At 72.4% G+C, this 18,874-nt stretch carries 19 protein-coding genes; 9 read left to right on the top strand and 10 right to left on the bottom strand.

Annotated elements, in window-relative coordinates; translation table 11 throughout:
- Nucleotides 1–17: 17 nt before the first annotated feature.
- The 3 genes from SL103_RS27270 (at nt 18) to recX (ending at nt 3,282) form a co-directional block, all read left to right on the top strand.
- Nucleotides 18–1,229 carry an AI-2E family transporter gene (locus SL103_RS27270; RefSeq protein ID WP_279631190.1) on the top strand — a complete coding sequence of 404 codons (1,212 nt, stop codon included), beginning with the start codon at nt 18–20 and terminating at the stop codon, nt 1,227–1,229.
- 253 nt (nt 1,230–1,482) lie between these two features.
- Nucleotides 1,483–2,610, top strand: coding sequence for a recombinase RecA (gene recA, locus SL103_RS27265; protein WP_069571581.1), 1,128 nt, complete (start codon nt 1,483–1,485; stop codon nt 2,608–2,610).
- A 6-nt stretch (nt 2,611–2,616) separates the two neighbouring features.
- Nucleotides 2,617–3,282 (top strand): recombination regulator RecX, encoded by a 666-nt coding sequence (gene recX, locus SL103_RS27260; RefSeq protein WP_069571580.1) that lies wholly within the window; start codon nt 2,617–2,619, stop codon nt 3,280–3,282.
- A 30-nt stretch (nt 3,283–3,312) separates the two neighbouring features.
- On the opposite strand, the gene SL103_RS27255 is transcribed toward recX, so the two are convergent.
- The 8 genes from SL103_RS27255 to SL103_RS27225 form a co-directional block, all read right to left on the bottom strand.
- Nucleotides 3,313–3,693 carry a rhodanese-like domain-containing protein gene (locus tag SL103_RS27255; protein WP_069571579.1) on the bottom strand — a complete coding sequence of 127 codons (381 nt, stop codon included), beginning with the start codon at nt 3,691–3,693 and terminating at the stop codon, nt 3,313–3,315.
- Complete coding sequence (locus SL103_RS27250) at nt 3,690–4,232, bottom strand: cysteine dioxygenase (RefSeq protein WP_069571578.1); 543 nt, start codon at nt 4,230–4,232, stop codon at nt 3,690–3,692. Before SL103_RS27250 ends, SL103_RS27255 begins: the two co-directional genes overlap by 4 nt.
- A 78-nt stretch (nt 4,233–4,310) precedes the next feature.
- Nucleotides 4,311–4,397: a putative leader peptide gene (locus tag SL103_RS39455; protein WP_310719366.1), complete on the bottom strand. Its 87-nt coding sequence runs from the start codon at nt 4,395–4,397 to the stop codon at nt 4,311–4,313.
- Entirely contained in the window at nt 4,390–6,426 is a 2,037-nt protein-coding gene (locus SL103_RS27245; RefSeq protein ID WP_079146009.1) for an FAD-dependent monooxygenase, read from the bottom strand. The genes SL103_RS39455 and SL103_RS27245 overlap by 8 nt, the downstream gene beginning before the upstream one ends.
- A 235-nt stretch (nt 6,427–6,661) precedes the next feature.
- Nucleotides 6,662–7,597: an amino acid ABC transporter permease gene (locus SL103_RS27240; RefSeq protein WP_069571577.1), complete on the bottom strand. Its 936-nt coding sequence runs from the start codon at nt 7,595–7,597 to the stop codon at nt 6,662–6,664.
- Between the two features lie 127 nt (nt 7,598–7,724).
- On the bottom strand, nt 7,725–8,372 hold the full coding sequence (locus tag SL103_RS27235; RefSeq protein ID WP_069571576.1) for an amino acid ABC transporter permease: 648 nt from the start codon (nt 8,370–8,372) through the stop codon (nt 7,725–7,727).
- A 128-nt stretch (nt 8,373–8,500) separates the two neighbouring features.
- On the bottom strand, nt 8,501–9,412 hold the full coding sequence (locus SL103_RS27230) for a glutamate ABC transporter substrate-binding protein (RefSeq protein ID WP_069574156.1): 912 nt from the start codon (nt 9,410–9,412) through the stop codon (nt 8,501–8,503).
- Nucleotides 9,413–9,468: 56 nt separating this feature from the next.
- Nucleotides 9,469–10,254: an amino acid ABC transporter ATP-binding protein gene (locus SL103_RS27225; protein WP_069571575.1), complete on the bottom strand. Its 786-nt coding sequence runs from the start codon at nt 10,252–10,254 to the stop codon at nt 9,469–9,471.
- A gap of 282 nt (nt 10,255–10,536) precedes the next feature.
- Here SL103_RS27225 and SL103_RS27220 point away from each other — a divergent pair, with 282 nt between their 5' ends.
- The 4 genes from SL103_RS27220 (at nt 10,537) to SL103_RS27205 (ending at nt 14,647) form a co-directional block, all read left to right on the top strand.
- The gene (locus SL103_RS27220; RefSeq protein ID WP_069571574.1) at nt 10,537–11,277 is read left to right on the top strand and encodes a response regulator transcription factor; all 741 of its coding nucleotides are present in this window, start codon (nt 10,537–10,539) and stop codon (nt 11,275–11,277) included.
- 16 nt (nt 11,278–11,293) lie between these two features.
- Nucleotides 11,294–12,709 (top strand): sensor histidine kinase, encoded by a 1,416-nt coding sequence (locus SL103_RS27215; RefSeq protein ID WP_069571573.1) that lies wholly within the window; start codon nt 11,294–11,296, stop codon nt 12,707–12,709.
- Between the two features lie 200 nt (nt 12,710–12,909).
- Nucleotides 12,910–13,113: a cold-shock protein gene (locus SL103_RS27210; RefSeq protein WP_033267390.1), complete on the top strand. Its 204-nt coding sequence runs from the start codon at nt 12,910–12,912 to the stop codon at nt 13,111–13,113.
- A 58-nt stretch (nt 13,114–13,171) separates the two neighbouring features.
- Nucleotides 13,172–14,647 (top strand): DEAD/DEAH box helicase, encoded by a 1,476-nt coding sequence (locus tag SL103_RS27205; protein ID WP_069574154.1) that lies wholly within the window; start codon nt 13,172–13,174, stop codon nt 14,645–14,647.
- 72 nt (nt 14,648–14,719) lie between these two features.
- Here the strand turns inward: SL103_RS27205 and SL103_RS27200 are convergent, their stop codons facing one another.
- Entirely contained in the window at nt 14,720–15,715 is a 996-nt protein-coding gene (locus SL103_RS27200) for a TAXI family TRAP transporter solute-binding subunit (protein WP_069571572.1), read from the bottom strand.
- A gap of 238 nt (nt 15,716–15,953) precedes the next feature.
- Here SL103_RS27200 and miaB point away from each other — a divergent pair, with 238 nt between their 5' ends.
- Both miaB and SL103_RS27190 read left to right on the top strand, forming a co-directional pair.
- Nucleotides 15,954–17,474 (top strand): tRNA (N6-isopentenyl adenosine(37)-C2)-methylthiotransferase MiaB, encoded by a 1,521-nt coding sequence (gene miaB, locus SL103_RS27195; protein ID WP_079146008.1) that lies wholly within the window; start codon nt 15,954–15,956, stop codon nt 17,472–17,474.
- A 76-nt stretch (nt 17,475–17,550) separates the two neighbouring features.
- Nucleotides 17,551–18,261, top strand: coding sequence for a class III extradiol dioxygenase subunit B-like domain-containing protein (locus SL103_RS27190; RefSeq protein ID WP_069571570.1), 711 nt, complete (start codon nt 17,551–17,553; stop codon nt 18,259–18,261).
- A 94-nt stretch (nt 18,262–18,355) separates the two neighbouring features.
- Here SL103_RS27190 and SL103_RS27185 read toward each other — a convergent pair whose 3' ends face one another.
- The gene (locus SL103_RS27185) at nt 18,356–18,697 is read right to left on the bottom strand and encodes a hypothetical protein (protein ID WP_244304056.1); all 342 of its coding nucleotides are present in this window, start codon (nt 18,695–18,697) and stop codon (nt 18,356–18,358) included.
- Between the last annotated feature and the right edge of the window lie 177 nt (nt 18,698–18,874).

Here is an 18,874-nt window from a genome sequence, read left to right as displayed (position 1 = left end):
GCCGGTCCGACGAGCGGATGCCGCGCTGGCTGCCGCGCGCCATGGTGCTCGCGCTCTCCCTGGTGGGCTGCTACCAGCTCGCCATCTGGGGATTCCACCAGCTGATCACCCTGCTGCTGAACGTCCTGATCGCCTTCTTCCTGGCGCTGGCCGTCGAGCCGGCCGTCGACTGGATGGCGGCCCGCGGCATGCGGCGCGGGCTGGCCACGGGCCTGGTCTTCCTGGGCATCCTCGTCGCCGCGGCGGGCTTCTTCGCCCTGCTGGGCTCCATGCTCGCCGGGCAGATCGCCACGATGGTCGAGGAGTTCCCGCAGTATCTCGACTCCGTCATCAGCTGGATCAACAGCACGCTGCACACCCACCTCTCCCGGGTGGAGGTGCAGAACAACCTGCTCCGCTCCGACTGGCTGCAGAAGTATGTGCAGGACAGCGCCAACAACGTGCTGGCCGTCTCCGCGACGGTGCTGGGCAGCCTGTTCAACCTTCTGACCGTGGCGCTGTTCTCGTTCTACTTCGCCGCCGACGGCCCCCGGCTGCGGCGCGCGCTGTGCTCCGTCCTGCCGCCGCACCGCCAGGCCGAGGTGCTGCGCGCCTGGGAGATCGCGGTCGCCAAAACGGGCGGCTACCTCTACTCCCGCGGTCTGATGGCGCTGATCTCCGGCCTCGCCCACTACATCCTGCTGGAGCTGATGGGTGTCCCGTACGCGCCCGCGCTGGGCATGTGGGTCGGCCTGGTCTCCCAGTTCATCCCGACCATCGGCACCTATCTGGCGGGCGCCCTGCCCATCCTGATCGCGTTCACCGTCGACCCGTGGCACGCGCTGTGGGTCTTCGCCTTCGTCGTGATCTACCAGCAGTTCGAGAACTACCTGCTGCAGCCGCGGATCACCGCCAAGACGGTGGACATCCACCCCGCCGTCGCCTTCGGGTCGGTCGTCGCGGGCACGGCCCTGATGGGGGCGGTGGGCGCACTCATCGCCATCCCGGCCACGGCGACGCTGCAGGCGTTCCTCGGCGCGTACGTCAAGCGCTACGAGGTCCCCGGCGACCTGCGGGTCAACGGCCGGGGCCGCCGGCGCGTCGCCGGTCTCCTGAACCGCGCCCGCCGGGCCCTGCGCACCGAACCGCCGGCCGCCCCGCTGCAGGACCGCACGCCGGACGCCGCCGGGAGCGCGGACGTCGCCGCGGGCGCGGACGGCGGTGGCGAGGGCCGCGAGGGCGACCGCTGAATCCTCGGCCGGCGGGTCGGTCCGGTGAAGTGCTCCGGAGCCCGCTCGCCCGCGCCGCGCCGCCGCCGGACACGGGCGGGCGGGTCGCTTGACAGCAAAATCGAACATCCATTCTCATGGGAGATCCGGCCTGTGTTCTCGGGGTTTTCTCGAAGTTATCCACAGGCCGGAGCCGGGTCCGGGCGCATTGTCAGTGGCAGGCGTTAGCGTCATGGACGTGAAGCGATCGACTCAAGCAAATCGGGTGGAACCCATGGCAGGCACTGACCGCGAGAAGGCGCTGGACGCCGCGCTCGCACAGATTGAACGGCAATTCGGCAAGGGCGCCGTGATGCGCATGGGGGAGAGGTCGAAGGAGCCCATCGAGGTCATCCCCACCGGATCCACCGCGCTCGACGTGGCCCTCGGCGTCGGCGGCCTCCCCCGCGGCCGCGTCATCGAGGTCTACGGCCCGGAATCCTCCGGTAAGACGACCCTGACCCTGCACGCCGTCGCGAACGCGCAGAAGGCCGGCGGCTCGGTCGCGTTCATCGACGCGGAGCACGCCCTCGACCCGGAGTACGCCAAGAAGCTCGGTGTGGACACCGACTCCCTGATCCTGTCCCAGCCGGACAACGGCGAGCAGGCGCTGGAAATCGTGGACATGCTGGTCCGCTCCGGTGCACTCGACCTCATCGTGATCGACTCCGTCGCCGCGCTGGTGCCGCGGGCCGAGATCGAGGGTGAGATGGGCGACTCGCACGTCGGCCTCCAGGCCCGACTGATGAGCCAGGCGCTCCGTAAGATCACCAGCGCGCTCAACCAGTCCAAGACCACCGCGATCTTCATCAACCAGCTCCGCGAGAAGATCGGCGTGATGTTCGGCTCGCCGGAGACCACGACCGGTGGCCGCGCGCTGAAGTTCTACGCCTCGGTGCGTCTCGACATCCGCCGCATCGAAACCCTCAAGGACGGCACGGACGCGGTCGGTAACCGCACCCGTGTGAAGGTCGTCAAGAACAAGGTCTCCCCGCCGTTCAAGCAGGCCGAGTTCGACATCCTCTACGGCCAGGGCATCAGCCGTGAGGGCGGCCTGATCGACATGGGCGTGGAGCACGGCTTCATCCGCAAGTCCGGCGCTTGGTACACGTACGAGGGCGACCAGCTGGGCCAGGGCAAGGAGAACGCCCGCAACTTCCTCAAGGACAACCCGGATCTCGCCAACGAGATCGAGAAGAAGATCAAGGAGAAGCTCGGCATCGGCGTGAAGCCGCAGGACGCCGACGCGGAGCCCGGCGCAGACGCCGCGGGCGCCGCAGCCGACCCGGCCACCGCGGCCGCGGCTCCGGCACCGGCGGCCAAGGGCGCCAAGGCTTCCAAGGCCGCCGCGGCCAAGAGCTAGCCCGCCATGACACGGCGAACGGAATGGCCGGACAGCGAGGGCGAGCTCGGTCGCGCTGCCGGTGACGCCGAGACCCGTAGGGGCCGCGGGGGCCGTGCGGGCCGCCGGGGCGGCCCGGAGGACAGCGGTGGTCCCTCCTCGTCGAGGGCCGAGTCGGGATCACCGCGTACGCCCGAGGAGCAGGCGCGGGCCATCTGCCTGCGCCTGCTCACCGGGAATCCGCGTACGCGCAAGCAACTCGAGGACGCCCTGCGCCTGCGGGGCATTCCCGACGAGGCCGCACAGGACGTGCTGTCCCGCTTCGAGGACGTCGGACTGATCGACGACGCGGCCTTCGCCGACGCCTGGGTGGAGTCCCGCCACCACGGGCGCGGCCTCGCCCGGCGGGCCCTGGCGCGGGAACTGCGCACCAAGGGGGTGGACTCCGCCCTGATCGACGTGGCGGTCAGCCGCCTCGATTCCGAGCAGGAGGAGTCCACCGCCCGCGAGTTGGTCGACCGCAAGCTGCGCGCCACGAGAGGGCTGGACCGCGAAAAACGCCTCCGCCGCCTGGCCGGGATGCTGGCCCGCAAGGGCTATCCGGAGGGCCTGGCCCTCCGGGTCGTCAAACAGGCACTGGCGGAGGAAGGCGAGGACCCGGAGCTGCTGGACCACCCTCTGCCGGACGACTGACCGGCCGTCGGTGCGCCCAACCGGCGGAGGTCAGGTGCGTACGGGGAGCCCCGCTGCTCGCCATGCCTGGAAGCCGCCGGTGAGGTCGGTTGCCCGGTGGAGGCCCAGTTGGCGGAGGGAGAGGGCGGCGAGGGTGGAGGCGTAGCCCTCGTTGCAGACGACGACCACCGGCAGATCGTGATGGGTCGCCTCGGGGGCGCGGTGTTCGCCCGTGGGGTCGAGGCGCCATTCGAGTTCGTTGCGTTCCACGATCAGGGCGCCGGGGATGGTGCCGTCGCGCTCGCGCAGCTGCGCGTACCGGATGTCGACCAGCAGACCGCCGGCCTCCTGTACGGCGGCGGCCTCCTGGGGGTTCACCCGGGGTCCCAGCTCCTGCCGGGCCCGGGCGAGCAGTTCGTCGACGGCGCTCACGTCCACTCCTCCGGACGCTCGACCTCTTCGAGACGCAGCAGTGGGCCGGTGCGGCTGTAGCGGCGCATGAGCGGAAGGGGCGGATAGTAGGCATGCACCGAGACCGCATGGGTGTCCTGGGAGGTGTTCAGCACCTCATGGACGTGGTGCGGGCCGAACGCCCGGCCGTGACCGTCGCTGAGCTTGCGCCGCCGGTCCACGTCGTCGGCGAGTTCCAGCGTTTTCCAGCCCTCGGTGGGCAGTTGGACGGCGAGCGACTGTTCCGTCAGCTCGCCGCTGGCCGCCGCGAAGGCACCACGCGAGCCCCCGTGGTCGTGCCAGCCGGTGCCGGTGCCGGGCGGCCAGCCGATCAGCCATGCCTCGCTGCCGCCCGGGCCGTTCAGCCGGATCCAGGTGCGGCCTTCGGGGTCGAGCGGGAGGGAGGCGATGAGCGCCGCGTCCGCGGCGGTGCGGCGGGCGAAGTCGAGGAGATCGGAGGCGCTGGGCCCGCCGTCAGTGCCGGTGGCCTGCGGGCGCGCGGAGGTACGTACGTCTGGCACGAAAACCGTCCTGAGTGATCGCGAAGAGGCGCGGCTGCCGGACAGGGGCAGGCGGCCGCGCGGGGAAGAAGATGCGGATCAACAGAACGGACGACACATGCAGCCCGCATAGCGGACCAGGTCCAGATGGACCCTCCGCCAGAACCGCGAGCTGTGATCAGTCACTCTCGGAGTGAAGCATGGACGTTCCCACAGGGTCAACCGGGGAAGGCGCCCCCGCCGCCCCGGCCGAGCCCTCCGTCCCGCCGCCCTCTGCCCCTCCGTCACGTCCTTCCGCCGCCCCGATCGCGCCCGCTGCTCCGCCCGCTCCCGTGGCTCCGCCCCCGTCCGTCGCTCCGTGTGACCCCGGCGTTCCCTCGCCGGATCCGCCGCGCCCCGGTCCACCGGACGCCTCGGATGCCTCCGGCGCACCGGCCTCCGGCGCCGCACCGGAGGCACCGGACGTACTCCGTCCCGCGGGCCCGCCGGCGGGTGGTACCGGAGCCCCCTCGGAGCCGGCCCGGCGGGCCGCGCCCGCTCCCCGGCCGTGGGTGCCGCCCCGTACCGCCTCCGCGCACGCCGTCATCTCCTCCGGGCGGACGCCGGCCAGCGCCGTGACCAGATGACCGTCGGGGCGTACGAGCAGGACGGTGTGCGCGGCCGCGCCCGGGTACGACTCGGTGACCAGCAGCTCGGCCGACATCGGCAGTGCGGCGACCGCGCTGGTCAGGCGGGGCATCAGGCCCGCCGACTGCCAGTGCCGGCGGTCCCAGACGGTGGTGCCGGGGGCCACCAGGATCACCAGCAGGCCCTGCCCGAGACGGTCGTGCAGCCGGACCACCGAGCCGTCGGACGCGGTCACCGCCACATCCACGACCGGTGCCCCCGGCACCGTCTCGACGAGCGGGCCGTCCGCCGGTCCGGCGGGCGGCGCCAGCGGCGTGCGGGCGTACACCGGGGGCGCGCCCAGCGGTCCGCGGCCCAGGTGGCCGTCGGTCAGCAGGGTGCTGCGGCCGCGCGCGGCACCGGGGAGCACGGTGCGCCAGCGGACCGAACGGCCGTCCCGCAGCAGCGGCAGTGCCTGGTCGGCCGCGCGCAGCCGGGCCGCGACGGCGCCCCGGCGTTCGGCCTGGTAGCTGTCGAGCAGCAGTTCCGAGGCGCCGTGGTGCCAGGCCAGCCCGAGCTTCCAGGCGAGGTTCTCGGCGTCCCGCAGCCCCTCGTCCAGCCCTTGGGTGCCGAGTGCGCCCAGCAGATGCGCGGCGTCCCCGGCGAGGAAGGCGCGGCCCTGCCGCCAGCGGCGGGCGAGCCGGTGGTGGACGGTGTGCACCCCGGTGTCGAGGAGCTCGTACGGGGGGACCAGCCGGCCCGGGCCGTGCCGCCGGTTGCCGTCCCCGTCCGGGCCCGGCCCCGTGCCGGGTTCGGCCGGGGCCTCGCCGCTCCAGCCCGCCAGGGAGTCGCGGATCCGGGCCACCAGCGCGTCCGGTGTGACCAGTTCGCGCCCGGGTGGCAGCAGCCAGTCCAGCCGCCAGACGCCGTCGGCCAGCGGCCGGGCGGAGACCTCACTGCCCGGCCCGCCCCCCTGCCGCGGCGGCGAACGGTGCAGCAATGCCTCTCCGGGCCAGGGGAGTTCGCAGCGCAGCGCGGCGACCGCGTGCCGTTCGACCGCCGTCCGGCCCGGGAAGCGGATGTCCAGCAGCTTGCGGACGGTCGACCGGGGGCCGTCGCAGCCGATGAGGTAACTCCCGCGCCACCACGTCCCGTTGGGGCCGCGGGTGTGGGCGCTGATGCCGTGCTCGTCCTGTTCGAGGTCGGAGAGCCGGCTGCCGGTGACGACCTCGGCGAGCTTCTCGCGGGCCAGCGCGGCGCGCAGGGCGCGGGTGAGCGCGTGCTGGGGGAGGTGGACCGGGGAGGCGGGGGCGGGGCCGGCCACGTCGTCCGGGGTGCGCGGGGCGAAGGCGACGCGCTCGACCAGGCGCCGGCGGCGCATGATACGCCAGGCCGCCCAGCGGGTGCCGGCGCTCTCCAGGGCGTCGGCGCAGCCGAGCCGGCCGACGAAGGCGGCGGTGTCCGGGCGGAGCACGGCGGTGCGGGCGGGGCGGGTCTCCTCCTGGCCGGGGGTCTCGTCGAGGACGACGGAGGGGACGCCGAGCCGGGCGAGGGCAAGGGCGAGCGAGAGGCCGACCGGGCCGGCCCCGACCACGATCACCGGGTCCACGGCGCCGCTCCCTGGGGCCGCTGGTACGTACGGGACGTGCGGAAACTGGCAGTTGGAGCCCGGTGCGTGATCACACAGCGTATGCAACCCACTGCGGCCGCTCGCGTCAAGTGACGGAGGCGGTGGCGCCGTTGCCACCGCCTCCGGACGGTCCGGTATCAGCCGCGCGGCGCGGCCACCGTACGCCGGGAGCCGCCCGGCCGCCCCCGATCCCGGCCGGGGGCCTCCGGTCCGCTCAGTCCTTCGCCGCCAGCGGGCCGCCCGGGGCCGCGTCCGCGGTGTCCAGTGCGTCGGTGGCCGCCACCGGCTCGCCGGCCGCGGTGACCCCGATGCCGGTCTTGGCCCGCCGGCCGCGCGCCTCGATCCAGTTGGCGAGGGCGGACAGCGCCAGGCACATAGCGACGTAGATGGCGCCGGTGACGATGATGACCGGGACGTAGGTGTCGTTGCCGTTGACGATGATGTTGGTGCTCATCTGGCGGGCGGTGAAGAGCAGTTCCTCGAAGGTGATGATGTAGCCGAGGGAGGTGTCCTTCAGGGTCACCACGAGCTGGCTGATGATCGTCGGCAGCATCGCCCGGACGGCCTGCGGGATCAGCACCGTCGTCATGACCTGGGTCTTGCGCATGCCCAGGGCGTAGGCGGCCTCGCGCTGGCCCTTCGGCACCGAGTTGATGCCGGCCCGCAGCACCTCGGCCTGGACCGAGCCGTTGTAGACCGTCAGCCCGATGACCAGCGCCCAGAACTGCGGCTGGCTGTCGGCCAGGCCGAGGCTCTCGCGGTTGCTGAGCAGGATCACCCACAGCGCGTAGATCGTGATCAGCAGCGGTACGGCACGGAAGAGCTCGATGAAGCCGGTCGCCAGCCAGCGGACCGGCTTGTGGTCCGACAGCCGTGCCACGGCCAGCAGCACGCCCAGCACCAGGGACAGCACCGCCGCGACCGCGAAGACCTGGAGCGTCGTCAGCACGCCGTCGCGGATGTTGGTCCGCACACCGGCGTTGTTGAAGATGTTCCACACCTCGGGCTCCAGCTGGCCCTTGGCGCTCAGCCGCAGCACGACGAAGGCGATCAGCGCCAGTACCGCGAGTGCCCCGACCACGGTGTAGACGCGGTTGCGCGCCTTCGCCTTCGGCCCCGGTACGTCGTAGAGAACGCTGGCGTTGCTCATGCGCTGACCTCGCTTCGATCCGCCCCGCCTGCGCGTGGCACCCACATCGTGCTGTTCCTTCTCCCGGGGGCGCCTCCCAGCGGTGGCCGGGGGCCTTCGGCCGGCGGGACCCCCACGTCGCGTCCGCTCATCGGGCGACCCCCATCCGGCGCTCCAGCAGCCGGAAGAGACCGCTGATGGCGAAGGTGATGACGAGGTAGGCGAGCGCGATCCACAGGAAGATCCAGGCGATCGCGTAGCCCTTGTCGTTGAGCAGCTTGGAGACGTTGAACAGCTCGCCGAAGCTGAAGGCGCCGGCGATCGCGGAGTTCTTCGTCAGCGCGATGAAGATGCTGCTCAGCGGCGGGAGGACGGTGCGCGTGGCCTGCGGCAGCACGATCATGCGCAGCGTCTGGGAGAACGTCATACCGAGGCTGCGCGCGGCCTCCGCCTGCCCCATCGGCACGGTGTTGATGCCGGACCGCACCGCCTCGCAGACGAAGGAGGAGGTGTAGAAGCCGAGCGCGAGCGTGGCGAGCACGAACGGGCTCGCGCCCTGGAAGAGGATCTGCGGCACGACGAAGAACGCGACCAGGAAGAGCAGCGTCAGCGGCGTGTTGCGCAGCACCGTGACCCAGGCCGTCCCGAAGGCGCGCAGCGGCGGGATCGGGGAGACCCGGAAACCGGCTATGAGCACGCCGAGCACCAGCGCGAGCAGGGCGCTGGACACGGTGATGGCCAGCGTTCCGAGGAATCCGTCCCGGAACTCGGGCAGATAATCGAGGAGTACGTTCATGGGGTCTCCGCGGTAGCGGTCATCAGGTCGACGGCGGGTGGGGCGGCCGGGCGGGGGAAGACAGCGCGCCCCGCACACCCGCCGCGGCGGGCGTACGGGGCGGCGCGGTCCGGTTGGTGCGCGATGCCTCAGTACGTCGGCAGCGGCGTCTCCGGGGCGACGTACTTCGACCCGGACTTGCCGAGCGTGCCTTCGTACGCCTTCTTGTAGTCGTTGTTCTTGATGTGGTTCTCCAGCGCCTTGGTGATCGCGTCACGCAGCGCCTTGTCGTCCTTGTTCATGCCGACGCCGTAGGGCTCCTTGGTGAAGGGCTTCTCCACGACCCGCAGCTTCTCCGGGCGCTGGGCGGCGTAGCCCTTGAGGATCGCGTCGTCGGTGGTGACGGCGTCGACCTGGCCGTCGAGGAGGTACTTCACGCAGTCCGAGTACTTGGAGAGCTCGGTGGTCTGGGCGCCGTACTTCGGCTTCTTGATCTCCTGCAGCGGCGTCGAGCCGGCGATCGAGCAGACCTTCTTGCCCTTGAGGGAGTCCGGTCCGGTGATGGCCTTGTCGTCCTTGCGCACCAGGAGGTCCGCGCCGGCCGTGTAGTACGGGCCCGCGAAGCCGACCTGCTTCTTGCGCTCGTCGTTGATCGTGTAGGTGCCGACGTAGTAGTCGACGTCGCCCTTGGAGATGGTGGTCTCACGGACGTTGGAGTCGATCGTCTTGAACTCGATCTGCTTCTCCGAGAAGCCGAGGTCGGCCGCGACCATCTTGGCGATCTCGATGTCGAACCCGGAGTACTTGCCGGTGGCCGGGTCCTTGAAGCCCAGGAACGGCTGGTCGGCCTTGACACCGATGACGATCTTCTTGGCCTTCTGCGCCTTCTTCAGCACAGGGGAGTCGACCTTGACGTCCGTGGCGACCTTGTACGTGCCGCTGTAGACATCGCCGCCGGCCGGCTTGTCGCCCGCCGTACCCGACTCGCCGCCGCACGCAGTGGCCGTGGCCGCCAGCGCGAGCACCACCGCACCGGCCGCAGCCGTCTTGAGCATCCTCATGGTGAACATCCTTTGGTTCAACAAGTGTTGGCAATCATCGTGGCCCAACTGCGGCCTCAGTGGTGAAGGATCTTCGACAGGAAGTCCTTGGCGCGGTCGCTGCGCGGGTTGTTGAAGAACTGGTTCGGCTCGGCCTCTTCGATGATGCGTCCGTCCGCCATGAAGACGACCCGGTTCGCCGCGGAGCGCGCGAAGCCCATCTCGTGGGTGACCACGACCATGGTCATGCCGTCCCGGGCGAGCTGCTGCATCGTGTCCAGCACCTCGTTGATCATCTCCGGGTCCAGCGCGGACGTCGGCTCGTCGAACAGCATCACCTTCGGGTCCATCGCCAGCGCGCGGGCGATCGCCACGCGCTGCTGCTGGCCTCCGGAGAGCTGTGCGGGGTACTTGTCCGCCTGGGTGCCGACGCCGACCCGGTCGAGCAGGGCACGTGCCTTCTGCTCGGCGGCCGCCTTGTCCGTCTTGCGGACCTTGGTCTGTCCCAGCATCACGTTCTCGAGCACCGTCTTGTGCGCGAAGAGGTTGAAGGACTGGAAGACCATGCCCACGTCGGCGCGGAGCTTGGCGAGCTCGCGGCCCTCCTGCGGCAGCGGCTTGCCGTCGATGGTGATGCTGCCGGAGTCGATGGTCTCCAGGCGGTTGATCGTGCGGCAGAGCGTCGACTTGCCGGAGCCCGAGGGCCCGATCACGACGACGACCTCACCACGGTTGATCGTCAGGTCGATGTCCTGGAGCACGTGCAGCGCGCCGAAGTGCTTGTTCACGTTGTCCAGCACGACCAGCTGGTCCCCGGCGTGCGCGGGGCCCTCGGCGTTCTTGGTCACCGATACTTCGCTCATCGGCGTACAGCTCCGTCCTCCTCGGTTGGGGAGGACCCTAGTGAGGCGCTTCGACCAGCGTCATTACATCTGAGGGGAAATTGAGCATAACGATCTGGTCGCAGCGGGGAACTCTGCGTGACCCGCAGTGGGGGACAAGGGACGGGGGAGGCGGAGCGGTGCCGTCGGCGTACCGGCTGGGTAACGGATGGCGGCCCGGAGGTGGCCGCCTCTTGACGCGCACGCCTCCCATCGCCGTAGATGCCCTGTGGCCCGTACGCACGCACCCAGGGAGGAGGGCCGATGAGACTGCTGCTCGTCGAGGACGACGACCACGTGGCCGCGGCCCTGTCCGCGGTGCTCGCCCGGCACGGCCTGGCCGTGGTGCACGCGCGCAACGGCGAGGAGGCGCTCAAGGCGCTGCTGCCCGATGACGCCGAGCCGTTCTCGGTGGTGCTGCTCGACCTCGGGCTGCCCGACCAGGACGGTTTCGAGGTGTGCGGCCGGATCCGCAAGCTCTGCGCCATCCCCGTGATCATGGTGACGGCGCGGTCCGATGTGCGCTCCCGCATCCACGGCCTCAATCTGGGCGCGGACGACTACGTCGTCAAGCCGTACGACACCGGCGAACTGCTCGCCCGTATCCACGCGGTGAGCCGGCGCACGGTGTCCCCGGCGGACCGCGGCGGCGATCAGCCGGCCGAGGAGAGCGGTGCCGACGACGCGCTGCGGCTGGGCACGGTGACCGTCGAGCTCCCCACCCGTCAGGTGTCCGTGGACGGGGCCACCGTCCCGCTCACCCGCAAGGAGTTCGACCTGCTGGCGCTGCTCGCCCAGCGCCCCGGGGTGGTCTTCCGCCGGGAGCAGATCATCAGCGAGGTGTGGCGGACGAGCTGGGAGGGCACCGGCCGGACGCTGGAGGTGCACATCGCCTCGCTCCGGGCCAAACTGCGGATGCCCGCCCTGATCGAGACCGTGCGGGGCGTCGGCTACCGCCTCGTCGTCCCGGCCGCGCCCGGCCGGCCCGCCGCCCCGGCCTCCTGAAGGCCGCCGCCGGCACGTGCGCACCCGACTCCTCCCGCTCCTCATCGTCCTCATGGCCGGTGTGCTGCTCGCCCTCGGCCTGCCGCTGGGCGTCATCACGGCCGGTGTGGAACAGCAGAAGGTGGTCGTCGACCGGATCGACGACGCCGCCCGCTTCGCCGCCCTCGCCCAGTTCGTCACCGCACGCCCCGACGCGGACGTCCACGACAAGACGCCCGAGGAGGACGAGCGGCGCGCCACCCTCGACGCCGAACTCGCCCGCTACTACGGCCTGTACGGCATCCGCGCGGGCGTCTTCTACCGCGACCACACCCCGATGGCCGCCGCCCCGCACGGCCTGCCGGTGCCCCGGGACGGCGAGGGCGCCCGGGCCTTCAGCGAGGCGCTGGCCGGCCGCCGCAGCCACGATCCGCACCAGATCTGGCCCTGGGACGACGACGGCCGGATCCCGGTCGCCTCCCCGGTCATCCGCGACGGCGACGTGGTCGCCGTCGTGGTCACCGACTCGCCCACCGGGCAGATGCGTTCGCGCATCCTGCACGGCTGGCTGCTGATCGCGGCCGGCGAGTGCGCGGCGATGCTGGTCGCGGTGGCCGCCGCCATCCGCCTCACCGGCTGGGTGCTGCGACCCGTACGGGTCCTGGACGCGGCCAGCCACGACATCGCCACCGGCCGGATGAAGTCCCGGGTGGCCGGCACCGCGGGCCCGCCCGAACTGCGCCGGCTGGCCCGCTCGTTCAACGAGATGGCCGACAACGTCGAGGAGGTCCTGGAGCAGCAGCGCGCCTTCGTCGCGGACGCCTCCCACCAGCTGCGCAACCCGCTGTCCGCGCTGCTGCTGCGGATCGAGCTGCTGGCCCTCGAACTCCCCGAGGGCAACGAGGAGATCGCCTCGGTCCGCACCGAGGGCAAGCGGCTGGCCCGGGTCCTCGACGACCTGCTCGACCTCGCGCTCGCCGAGCACACCGCCGCCGACCTCCAGCTCACCGACGTCGCGGCGCTGGCCGCCGAACGCGTCGGCTCCTGGCGCCCGATGGCCGACGACAAGGGCGTCCGCCTGAGCTACGAGGGGCACAGCGCGGTGACCGGCTGGGCCGATCCGATCGCCCTCTCCAGCGCGCTGGACGCCGTCGTCGACAACGCCCTGAAGTTCACCCCGGCCGGCCGGCCGGTCACGGTGGAGGTGGCGCCGGACGGCGACCGCGTGGTGATCACCGTGGCGGACCGCGGCCCCGGCCTCACCGACGACGAACTCGCCCGCGTCGGTGACCGTTTCTGGCGCAGCGGCCGCCACCAGAACGTCTCCGGCTCGGGACTCGGGCTGTCGATCACCCGCGCGCTGCTCGCCGCGGGCGGCGCGACCATCGCCTACGCCCCGCACCCGCCGCACGGTCTGAAGGTCACCGTCACCGTGCCGCGCACCGCGCCCTGACCCGCCGCCCGACACCCGGACACCTGTGGTACCGTCGATGACGTTGCAGTTGTGGTACCCATGAACTTTGTGTGCGCCCGGAGGCTGGTAGCCCCGGGCGTTCCTTGTTTTTCCGGAATTTTCCGGTGTGGGGCAATCATCTCGGCGACACGGAGGCCACGCGGTGTGGTCTCCCGTTTTGCCCCATGAAGGAGAAAATCATGGCTTCCGGCACCGTGAAGTGGTTCAACTCGGAAAAGGGCTTCGGCTTCATCGAGCAGGACGGCGGCGGCCCCGACGTCTTCGCCCACTACTCGAACATCCAGGCTCAGGGCTTCCGTGAGCTCCTCGAGGGCCAGAAGGTCACCTTCGACGTGACCCAGGGCCCGAAGGGCCCGCAGGCGGAGAACATCATCCCCGCCTGACGCCTCGCGTCCCGTGGACGGGGCCCGTACCGGCCAGCCGGTGCGGGCCCCGTCCCGTATGCACCGCCTCCCCGTCTCCCCGGCAAACCGGGTGTCGCCCCTCGGGAGAGCGCGGAACCGCACCACCCCACCGCTCCCTCTCCTCGAAGGGCTTTCAGTGACCCGAGCGACCGCATCGCGACCGAGCGCCGCCCCGCGGACGTCCACCCCGACGTCCTCCCCCACGCCCGCCGGCTCCTTCGACGAGCTGCCGCTGGCCCCGGCCCTCCTGACCGCGCTGCGTGCGCAGGGTGTCACCCGGCCGTTCCCCATCCAGGCCGCGACCCTGCCGGAAACCCTCGCGGGCCGCGATGTGCTCGGCCGCGGGCAGACCGGCTCCGGCAAGACCCTCGCCTTCGGCCTCGCGCTGCTCAACCGCACGGCGGGCAAGCGGGCGGTGAGCAAGCGCCCCCTGGCGCTGGTGCTGGTGCCCACCCGCGAGCTGGCCGGCCAGGTCACCGACGCGCTGGCGCCGTACGCCACCGCGCTGGAGCTGCGGACCGCCACCGTCGTCGGCGGCACCTCGATCAACCGGCAGATCGAGACCCTGCGCAAGGGCACCGAGGTGCTCGTGGCCACGCCCGGCCGGCTCGCCGACCTGCTGGACCGGCGGGCCTGCAAGCTCGACGAGGTCGCCGTCACGGTCCTCGACGAGGCTGACCAGATGACCGACATGGGCTTCCTCCCGCAGGTCACCAGGCTGATGGAGAAGGTCGACCCGAACGGTCAGCGGATGCTGTTCTCGGCGACCCTCGACCGCAACGTCGACAAGCTCGTGCGCCGCTTCCTGACCGACCCGGTCACCCACTCCGTCGACCCGTCGGCCGGCGCCGTCACGACCATGGACCACCACGTCCTGTACGTCGACGACGCCGACAAGAGGGCCACCGTCACCGAGATCGCCGCCCGCGAGGGACGCGTGATCATGTTCGTGGACACCAAGCGCGGCGCGGACCGGCTCACCAAGCACCTGCTCGCCCAGGGCGTGCGCGCCGCGGCGCTGCACGGCGCCAAGAGCCAGCCGCAGCGCACCCGCACCCTGGAGCAGTTCCGCACCGGCCAGGCGGAGGCGCTGATCGCCACCAACGTCGCCGCGCGCGGCATCCACATCGACGGCCTCGACCTGGTCGTCAACGTCGATCCGCCGACCGAGGCCAAGGACTATCTGCACCGCGGCGGCCGTACCGCGCGGGCCGGTGAGTCCGGCACCGTCGTCACCCTGGTCACGCCGGCGGAACGCCGCGAGATGACCCGGCTGATGCGCCAGGCGAAGATCACTCCGGGTACCGCGAAGGTGCGGCCGGGCGACGCCGAGCTGGTGCGGATCACCGGCGCGCGGACCCCGAGCGGGGTGCCGGTCGTGCTCGCCGCGCCGGCCCCGTCGCCCGGCTCGGACGCCCGGTCCGGCGCCGGCGGAGGAGGCACCGGGGGTCGGCGCCGCCGTCCCCGCCGCAGCCGGCCGGCCCGCCGCGGCGCCGGGGCACCGCGCGCCTGACACCGCGGCCCGGCCGGGCGCGGGGGAGCCGGGCCGGGCTCAGGGCCGCACGGACGAGCGGTGCGGCCCGGTTCAGGGCTTCACGGACAGGTAGTAGCGCCGGGCGCCCTCGTGCAGCGGGAGCGGATCGGTGAACACCGCCGTCCGCAGGTCCACCTTCTGCGCGGCGTGCACCTGCCGCCCGATCCGGTCCCGGCTGTCGATCACGCTCCGGGTGATGCCCTGGGTCAGCGCCGCGTCCTCGCGGTCCGTCGTCACCAGCAGGTTCGCCACCGCGATCGTCTTCACCGCCTCGCCGTCCTGGGCCCGCGGATAGGCGTCGGCGGGCATCACCGCGGCCCGGTAGTAGCGGGTGCGCTCGCCCTGCCGGTGCAGGCCCTCGGTCAGGTCGCCGAGCTGGACCAGACGCACCGGGTAGCGCTGAGCCAGACGCTGCACCGCCGTCGTCGGCAGCCCGCCCGACCAGAAGAAGGCGTCGAGCTTGCCCTCCCGCAGCAGCGTCGGCATCCGGTCGATGCCGACCCGTACCGGCTCGATGTCCTTGTCGAAGTCCAGCCCGGCCGCCTCCAGCAGCCGCCGGGTGATCAGCTGGACGCCGGAGCCGTCGGTTCCCACCCCGACCCGCAGCCGCCGCAGGTCCCTCGTCGAGTGCACCCCGGAGCTCTTCGGCACCACCAGCTGCATGTAGTCGTCGTACAGCCGCGCGCAGGCCCGCAGCCGGTCCGCGCCCGGCTCGCCCCCGACCTTGTACGCGGCGACCGCGTCCGCCGTGGCGATGGTGAACTGGGCGCGCCCGGCGACCAGTTGGCGCAGGTTGTCGATCGACCCCTCACTGCGGGTCAGCCGCAGGTCCACCGCCGGCAGGTCGCGCGCCAGGTCCTGCTTGAGCAGCTCCCCGTAGCGCGCGTACACCCCGGTCGGCACCCCGGTCGCCAGCGTCACCTGACCGCGCGGCGCGGGCTCGTCGCCCGTGGACAGCAGCCACCACAGGGCCGTCCCCAGGACGGCCAGTGCGGCGGTCGCCGCCCGGAGGGCCCGGCGGCCGGTGCGGGGGAGTGCTGTGACCATGGGCGGGATCCTGCCAGCACCGCGACGCGAAGGGGAGAGGCGGGGCACCTCCTCCCGGCCGCCGACCGCATTCCGACCCGGGGCCCGCCGCCCAACCGCCCTGCCCCGCCCCGCCGGTCGCGCACCGTGTCCGCATGCCCCACACAGGGTGGCTCCCCTCCGCACCCGCTCTCCCCGCCGCCGGACCGCCCGTCCACACCGGGCCGGAGCGTCCCCCGGAACCGCCTACCCTTGTCGTATGACCAGCAGCGACCGGAGCCAGGCAGTGGGCGTTCAGCAGAGCAAGACCTATGAGATCCGCACCTACGGGTGCCAGATGAACGTCCATGACTCCGAGCGGCTGTCCGGGCTGCTGGAGGAGGCCGGATACGTACCCGCAGCCAAGGGCGGAGAGGGCGCCGACGTCGTCGTCTTCAACACCTGCGCGGTGCGCGAGAACGCCGACAACCGCCTCTACGGCAACCTGGGGCAGCTCGCCCCGAAGAAGGCCGCGCGCCCCGGCATGCAGATCGCGGTCGGCGGCTGCCTCGCCCAGAAGGACCGCGACACCATCGTCAAGAAGGCCCCCTGGGTCGACGTGGTCTTCGGTACGCACAACATCGGCAAGCTGCCGGTCCTCCTGGAGCGCGCCCGCGTCCAGGAGGAGGCGCAGGTCGAGATCGCCGAGTCGCTGGAGGCGTTCCCCTCGACGCTGCCCACCCGGCGCGAGAGCGCGTACGCGGCCTGGGTCTCCATCTCCGTGGGCTGCAACAACACCTGTACGTTCTGCATCGTCCCGGCGCTGCGCGGCAAGGAGAAGGACCGTCGGCCCGGCGACATCCTCGCCGAGGTCGAGGCGCTGGTCGCCGAGGGCGTCAGCGAGATCACCCTGCTCGGGCAGAACGTCAACGCCTACGGCTCCGACATCGGCGACCGTGAGGCGTTCAGCAAGCTGCTGCGCGCCTGCGGGAAGATCGAGGGCCTGGAGCGGGTGCGCTTCACGTCCCCGCACCCGCGCGACTTCACCGACGACGTCATCGCCGCCATGGCCGAGACCCCGAACGTGATGCACCAGCTGCACATGCCGCTGCAGTCCGGCTCCGACCGCGTCCTGAAGGCGATGCGCCGCTCGTACCGCCAGGAGCGCTTCCTCGGCATCATCGAGAAGGTGCGCGCCGCCATGCCGGACGCCGCCATCTCCACGGACATCATCGTCGGCTTCCCGGGCGAGACGGAGGAGGACTTCGAGCAGACCCTGCACACGGTCCGCGAGTCCCGCTTCGCCCAGGCATTCACCTTCCAGTACTCCAAGCGCCCCGGTACCCCCGCGGCCGAGATGGCCGACCAGATCCCCAAGGCGGTCGTGCAGGCCCGCTACGAGCGCCTGGTCGCCCTCCAGGAGGAGATCTCCTGGGAGGAGAACAAGAAGCAGGTCGGCCGCACCCTGGAGGTCCTGGTCGCCGAGGGCGAAGGTCGCAAGGACGACGCGACCCGGCGGCTGTCCGGCCGGGCGCCCGACAACCGCCTGGTGCACTTCACGCGCCCCGACGAGCCGGTCCGGCCCGGCGACGTGGTCACCGTCGAGATCACCTACGCCGCCCCGCACCACCTCCTCGCCGAGGGCCCGGCCAGGGCCGTCCGCCGCACCCGCGCCGGCGACGCCTGGGAGAAGCGCAACGCGGCCCCGGCGGAGAAGCCCCAGGGCGTCCTGCTGGGCCTGCCGACCATCGGTGCCCCGGCGCCGAGCCCGGCACCCGCGGCCGGCTGCGGCTGCGACTGACCCCGGCGGCGACCGACCAGCGGTCGCCACCGCACCCGTGGCAGGGGAACGGACCAGGGGCGTTACGCTGCGTGGCATGCTCGTAGCCGCCGCCCTCTGCCCCTGCCCGCCCCTGCTCGTACCGGAGGTGGCCGCCGGCGCCGCACCCGAGCTGGACGGGGTGCGCGCCGCCTGCCTGGACGCGATCGGCGTGCTCGCCGCGGCCCGCCCGGACCGGCTGGTCGTCATCGGCCCGGCCGAACGGGCCGGCCAGGGCCCGCACCCGCAGGGCGCCCCCGGCTCGTTCCGCGGCTTCGGCGTGGACCTCGACGTGTCCCTGGGCGCGGCCGAGGAGACGCCCGAGCGCGAGCTGCCTCCCTCGCTGGCCGTCGGCGCCTGGCTGCTGTCCCGCGCGGACTGGGACGACGCTCCGGTGGAGGGGCTGGGCGTGGCGCAGCCGCTGCCCCTTGAGCGGTGCCTGCCGCTCGGCCGGGAGCTGGCCGCGTCCGCGCCGCGGGTGGCCCTGCTGGTGATGGGCGACGGAAGCGCCTGCCGGACGGTCAAGGCCCCCGGCTACTTCGACGAACGGGCCGAGGGCTTCGACGCCGCGGCCGCCCGCGCCCTGGGCGCCGCCGACCTCCCCGCGCTGCGCGCGCTCGACGCGACCCTGGCGGCCGACCTCCAGGCGTCCGGACGGGCCTGCTGGCAGGTCCTGACCGGCGCCGCCGAGGACGCGGGCCTGGCCGGCCGGCTGCTGCGCGACGAGGCCCCGTACGGCGTGGGCTACTTCGTGGCCACCTGGTCCTAGGGCCCGTCGGAGCCGCCGCGGCGCCCGGACGCGGCAGCGGCCGCGGGGTGCGCCACCCCGCGGCCGATCGCCACTCCTGCACGGTGCGCCGTACTTACTGGCGCGCGCCCTCGCCGGACTCGCTGTCCGCCGCGGCCTGCACCGACTGCTGCCGGGGGATACCGGCGCTCTCCGCGGGGGACTGTTCCGCGCGCGGCGCGCCGTCGGCGCCCTCCGCGGCCGGCTCGGCGGTGGCATCCGCGGGCGCGTCATCGGACGCCTCGGGCGCTGCGTTCTCGCCCTCTTCCGAGGCGGCGGGAGCACCGTCCTCCTGGACCGTGCCACTCTCCGGCGCCGTCCCGCCCTTCTCAGCCGTATCGGCGTCCTCGGCCTGCTCGGCACTCCCGGCGTCCGCCGAAGCGGCCGACTCCGCCGGCTCCTCCGCCTCGGCCGTCACCGTCGCAGCGGCACTCTCCTCTGTCGACGCTTCGTCCTTACGGCGACGAAACCGCGAAAACACGCCCATAACTGCTCCTACGCTCTTCATGTGGGCGAAATCCCAGGCCGCCCGGAGCGGACCGGTGCGCCGCCCACGGGCGCCGGTGATGCACCGGCTCTCTCGGGACCTCGCAAC

Origin of the sequence: Streptomyces lydicus, assembly GCF_001729485.1 — a bacterium.
Classification (GTDB): domain Bacteria; phylum Actinomycetota; class Actinomycetes; order Streptomycetales; family Streptomycetaceae; genus Streptomyces; species Streptomyces lydicus_D.
The sequence above is the reverse complement of the archived record's forward strand: the minus strand, read 5'-3'. Positions and strand labels throughout refer to the sequence as shown.

Excerpts from the sequence above, each read along its gene's own strand:
- SL103_RS27205 (WP_069574154.1), top strand. The coding sequence starts at position 13,172 with ATGCACCGCCTCCCCGTCTCCCCGGCAAACCGGGTGTCGCCCCTCGGG.
- SL103_RS27270 (WP_279631190.1), top strand. The coding sequence starts at position 18 with ATGCCGCGCTGGCTGCCGCGCGCCATGGTGCTCGCGCTCTCCCTGGTG.
- miaB (WP_079146008.1), top strand. The coding sequence starts at position 15,954 with ATGACCAGCAGCGACCGGAGCCAGGCAGTGGGCGTTCAGCAGAGCAAG.
- recA (WP_069571581.1), top strand. The coding sequence starts at position 1,483 with ATGGCAGGCACTGACCGCGAGAAGGCGCTGGACGCCGCGCTCGCACAG.
- SL103_RS27200 (WP_069571572.1), bottom strand. The coding sequence starts at position 15,715 with ATGGTCACAGCACTCCCCCGCACCGGCCGCCGGGCCCTCCGGGCGGCG.
- SL103_RS27230 (WP_069574156.1), bottom strand. The coding sequence starts at position 9,412 with ATGAGGATGCTCAAGACGGCTGCGGCCGGTGCGGTGGTGCTCGCGCTG.
- SL103_RS27190 (WP_069571570.1), top strand. The coding sequence starts at position 17,551 with ATGCTCGTAGCCGCCGCCCTCTGCCCCTGCCCGCCCCTGCTCGTACCG.
- recX (WP_069571580.1), top strand. The coding sequence starts at position 2,617 with ATGACACGGCGAACGGAATGGCCGGACAGCGAGGGCGAGCTCGGTCGC.
- SL103_RS27210 (WP_033267390.1), top strand. The coding sequence starts at position 12,910 with ATGGCTTCCGGCACCGTGAAGTGGTTCAACTCGGAAAAGGGCTTCGGC.
- SL103_RS27240 (WP_069571577.1), bottom strand. The coding sequence starts at position 7,597 with ATGAGCAACGCCAGCGTTCTCTACGACGTACCGGGGCCGAAGGCGAAG.
- SL103_RS27220 (WP_069571574.1), top strand. The coding sequence starts at position 10,537 with ATGAGACTGCTGCTCGTCGAGGACGACGACCACGTGGCCGCGGCCCTG.
- SL103_RS27235 (WP_069571576.1), bottom strand. The coding sequence starts at position 8,372 with ATGAACGTACTCCTCGATTATCTGCCCGAGTTCCGGGACGGATTCCTC.
- SL103_RS27225 (WP_069571575.1), bottom strand. The coding sequence starts at position 10,254 with ATGAGCGAAGTATCGGTGACCAAGAACGCCGAGGGCCCCGCGCACGCC.